This is a genomic window from Rhodopseudomonas sp. BR0C11, from assembly GCF_010820945.1.
GTDB lineage: Bacteria > Pseudomonadota > Alphaproteobacteria > Rhizobiales > Xanthobacteraceae > Rhodopseudomonas > Rhodopseudomonas palustris_H.
In genome coordinates, this window is the sequence record NZ_QTKI01000430.1 from 1 (window position 1) to 3,936 (window position 3,936).

General features: G+C 65.1%; 5 protein-coding genes and 1 riboswitch. All 5 genes read right to left on the reverse strand.

The features are described 5' to 3' along the window. Positions 1-443: DUF1989 domain-containing protein (locus DYI24_RS22760; RefSeq protein ID WP_164573948.1), on the reverse strand; the 443-nt coding region annotated here is incomplete at its 3' end. A gap of 38 nt (positions 444-481) precedes the next feature. Beyond that, positions 482-1,273, reverse strand: coding sequence for an ABC transporter ATP-binding protein (locus tag DYI24_RS22765; RefSeq protein ID WP_164573949.1), 792 nt, complete (start codon positions 1,271-1,273; stop codon positions 482-484). Then, positions 1,270-2,088, reverse strand: coding sequence for an ABC transporter permease (locus DYI24_RS22770; protein WP_164573950.1), 819 nt, complete (start codon positions 2,086-2,088; stop codon positions 1,270-1,272). Before DYI24_RS22770 ends, DYI24_RS22765 begins: the two co-directional genes overlap by 4 nt. Positions 2,089-2,122: 34 nt before the next feature. Then, positions 2,123-3,193 carry a putative urea ABC transporter substrate-binding protein gene (locus DYI24_RS22775; RefSeq protein ID WP_164573951.1) on the reverse strand — a complete coding sequence of 357 codons (1,071 nt, stop codon included), beginning with the start codon at positions 3,191-3,193 and terminating at the stop codon, positions 2,123-2,125. 75 nt (positions 3,194-3,268) lie between these two features. Beyond that, a riboswitch (guanidine-I (ykkC/yxkD leader) is annotated at positions 3,269-3,373 on the reverse strand. A 193-nt stretch (positions 3,374-3,566) separates the two neighbouring features. Further along, on the reverse strand, positions 3,567-3,936 hold a 370-nt coding region (locus DYI24_RS22780), incomplete at its 5' end, for an enoyl-CoA hydratase/isomerase family protein (RefSeq protein WP_246701351.1).

Sequence of the window (3,936 nt, forward strand, 5' to 3'; positions counted from 1 at the left end):
GCATTGGTCGCGGCGTTGGAGCCGCCCACCATGGTGTCGTGTGCGCCGCTGGTGTCCTCGATGATCGACAGCAGCGCACGGCCCATGTCGGACAGGATCACACGGCCTTTGCGCAAGGACGCGGCCCACTGCACCTTGATGGTGTCGGCGTGGTTCAGCCGCTCGCTCGGATCGAGCGCATTCCAAGCCTGGATGCTGACGCAGGACGTGCCGCTGGTATTGACGAGGCGCAGCGCGTCGCCGCGGCCGAGCTCGGTCACGTAGTACCAGCCGCCCGGCACGGTCTCGCGATGGATGATCGCGTCCGCGGCGATCGGCGCGCCGTCGCGCGGCGTCGGCGGCGGCAGGGCCTTCGGCGCCTGTTGCTGGCCCAGCGCCTTATGCTGTTCGTAGCGCCGGCGGTTGGCCTCGACTTCGGCCTTCTCTTGCTCGGTCAGGATCATGCTGTCCTCACGGTGAACAAATGCCGGGTCGTCCCGGCTCATGCTCCCTGTGCGGCCGGGTCGTCCCGGCCGGAGCGGATTGGATGGTCGGTGCGCGGCTGCGCGATGCGCCGTGGGAAGATTTCGAGATCGCGGGAAATCGTGGCGCCGTAGCGCTCGCGTTCCTCGGGGCGATTGCGATTGCGCTCGAACGCGATCACCCGCGTCGCCAGGCTGAAGGCCTCGGACAGATCGTGCGTGACCATCACCACGGTGAGCTCGGTCTCGTTCCACAGCCGTTTCATCAGCACGTGGATGTCGGCACGGATGCCGGGATCGAGCGCGCCGAACGGCTCGTCGAGCAGCAGGATCTTCGGGCCGCGCATGATCGCCTGCGCAAGCGCCAGCCGCTGCTGCATTCCGCCGGACAGCGCGGACGGGTATTTGCTCTCGTGGCCCTTCAGCCCGACCTCCTCGAGCAGCGCCAGCGCCTGCTCGGTCGCCTCGCGCTGTGCCCGGCCGAACAGCCGGCCGAGCAGCCGCGACTGCTGCAGCTCGCGGCCGAGCAGCACGTTGTCGAGCACGGTGAGATGCGGAAACACCGAATAGCGTTGGAACACCACGCCGCGATCGGCGTCGGGTTCGCTCGGCATCGGCTGGCCATCGATCAGGATCTGGCCGCGGGTCGGTGTCTCCTCACCGAGCAGCATGCGCAGGAAGGTGGTCTTGCCGCAGCCGGATGGCCCGACCAGCGCGACGAAGGCGCGCGGCGCGACGTCGAGCGTGATCCGCTCCAGCACGATGTGGTCGCCGTACTCTTTCCAGACGTTGTCGAAACGGATCGCGCTCATTCCGCCCTCACCGCGGCGAACCAGGGGAAGGCTTTGCGCTGGATCAGTCGCAACGCCAGGTCCATCAAGAAGGCGAGCAGCGTGATCCACACCACGTAGGGGATGATCACGTCCATCGCCAAATAGCGCCGCACCAGGAAGATGCGATAGCCGAGCCCTGAGTCGGAGGCGATCGCTTCGGCGGCGATCAGGTACAGCCAGGCCGGTCCGAGTTGCAGGCGCAGCGAGTCGATCAGTCGCGGCAGGATCTGCGGCAGCACCACGCGGAGCGCGATCTGCCAGGTCGAGGCACCGAGCGTCTGCGCCTTGATCAGTTGTTCGCGCGGCAGTTCGAGCACCTTCATCGACAGGTCGCGGATGATGCAGGGCAGCGTGCCGATCACGATCAGTGCGATCTTGGAGTTCTCACCGAGACCCATCACGATGAACAGGATCGGCAGCAGCGCCAGCGGCGGCACCATCGAGGTGACCGACACGAAAGACCCGAGCAGGGCATTCGCGGCCGGCAGCAGGCCGATCACGATGCCGAACACGAGCGCTAGCGAGGTCGAGATCGCCAGCGCCGCGCCCAGCCGTTCGAGACTCGCCAGCGTGTCCGACCACAGCAGATAGCTGCCGGTGCGGGCATCGACCTGGAAGGCCATCTGCTTGACCGCCTGGCCCATGCTGGACAGCGCCGGCAGCAGCTTGTCGTTTGGATTGTCCGCAAGCCGCGCGCCGGAGCCCAGCAGATACGCAATGATCACCAGCACGAACGGCAGCGCCGCCATGTAGATGGCGAGTTGCCGTCCAGGCCTGATGTTCACCCATCGCATCGTCGTGCTCCGGCTTGGCTTGTGACGTGATCGCTTACAGCTTGCCGGCCGCGGCGGCGTTCATGAAGCTCGGGTCGAACCGCAGCTTCACGTTGGCCTTGTCGCCGAGCACGCTCTTGTCCGCGAGCTCGATGCCCACGGCGTCGGCCGACTTCGCGCCCTTGCCGAGCAGATCCTTGTCGAACAGGAACTTGCGGACACGGTCCATGGTGCTGCCGATCGCAGCGCTCTTGGTGAAGGCTTCGGCGTCGGCGGCCTTGCTGAACAGCTTGGTCGAGGCGAGCTGGCTTTCGAAGCCGGCCAGATCGGTGCCGGATGCCTTCGCCATCGCTTCCTTGGCGGCTTTGGCGTCGGCGCCTTCCGCTGTCATCTTCGCCATGGTCTCGTACCAGATCCCGACCAGCGCCTTGGCGAAGTTCGGATTGTCCTTCACCACCGCAGTGTTGGCGACCATCAGATCCATGATTTCGCCGGGGATCTGCGAGGAGTCGAACACCTTGTGGGCGTCGGGCGAGGCGAGGATTTCGGAGACGATCGGATTCCAGGTCACCACCGCGGTGACGTCGGCCGTCTTGTAGGCGGCGGCGAGGTCGGCGTCGGAGGTGTTGACCACCTTGACGTCCTTTTCGCTCAGCTTGTTGGATTCGAGCGCGCGCGCCAGCAGATAGTGCGACACCGAGAACTCGACCAGATTGACCTTCTGGCCCTTGATCGCGGCGAGGTCCTTCTTGTCCTTCAGGATAACCGCGTCGTTGCCGTTGGAGAAGTCGCCGACGATCACCGCGGTGGTATCGACGCCGCCGGCGGCGGGAATCGACAGCGCGTCCATGTTGGTGATGGTCACCGCGTCATAGGAGCCCGCGGTGTATTGGTTGATCGACTCGACGTAGTCGTTGAACTGCTTCACCTCGATGGTGATGCCGTATTTGTCCGCCCACTTCTTCACGATGCCGGTGTCGGCGGCATAACCCCAGGGCATCCAGCCGACATAGATCGACCAGGCGACCTTGAAGTCCTTCTTGGGGGCGGCGGAGGCTCCGGCGACGCTCAGCGCGACGATCGAGCCAGCAAGGATCAGAGAAGATAGGAAACGAGTCTTCCGCATCGGATCATTCCTCAGAATCTGGTCGCGATGAGGAATTGACGTGGACCATCGTTTGCCAATTCCTCGGCTTACGAGGTCTCCCGGGCTTTTGTCCCGCCGTGCGTCCGAAGGATTTCTCCCTTCGGGGGGCAGCTCTCGGACCAGCGCCTGAAACAGGCCGGAACCCTAGCCACCAACTCTGCGCCAATTGTTGCCCGAACGGACGGCATCTTTGAAGGTCCGCACGGCACAAACAATGTGCAATCCCTGGCGGTAGTTCGGTCAACTGCCCAGCGGCTCGGCGATGTCGGTATGATCGTGTGGTCGCGGCGACCAGCTTACCGATCTGCACAGCTCTGCTACCGAGCTCGCCTGTATCTTCTGCGAGGCTTTCTCAGCGTCTGAAGTCCGCCTTCCGCTTTTCCTGAAAGGCTGCGACGCCTTCGGCGAATTCGGTGCTGCCGAAGGCGACGCCCTGGGCGAAGGCCTCGAGGGCGAAGAACTGTTCGATCGGCTCGAACGCGCCGTTGACCAGCATCTTGGTGAGGCCGAGCGAAGTGGCGGGACCGGCGGCGAGGTCTGCGGCGAGCTTCAGCGCTTCGTCCATCAGCGCGTCAGCCGGCACGACGCGCTTGGCGATGCCGAGCGCCAGCGCTTCCTCTGCTTCGACCCGACGATTGGTGAGCAGGATGTCCTTGGCGCGCATCGCGCCGACCGCGCGCGGCAGCGTCAGCGCGAGGCCGAGATCCGGCGCGGCCCCGAGC